Below are 242 nucleotides of genomic sequence, written 5' to 3'. Positions count from 1 at the left end.
TGAGCACTTTCACCACTTCCTAACTGAACCATAGTAAATACTGTGCTATAAAACTGGTTAATTGGTAAGAAATATTCAGGATAAGTTTCGCCAATAAGCTCCATATTTCGATCGTAGATAAACATGTCGTAACTGAGTTTAAGTGAAGCAGGAAGCTTATCAACATCAATAGTTTTGGCTTGACTGAAATATTGACTATTCAACTCATGACGAGCCTTTAAGTATTCATCAGTTAATGCACC

The 242-nt window shown here is 35.5% G+C and carries 1 pseudogene; it reads right to left on the bottom strand.

From position 1 onward, the window contains the following. Positions 1 to 242, bottom strand: a pseudogene (locus H5185_RS22635) (DUF885 domain-containing protein); the annotation flags it as partial.

The organism is Shewanella sp. SG44-6 (assembly GCF_014164185.1).
GTDB lineage: Bacteria > Pseudomonadota > Gammaproteobacteria > Enterobacterales > Shewanellaceae > Shewanella > Shewanella vesiculosa.
Note: the sequence above shows the minus strand (reverse complement) of the source record. Positions and strands in the feature narration are given on the sequence as shown.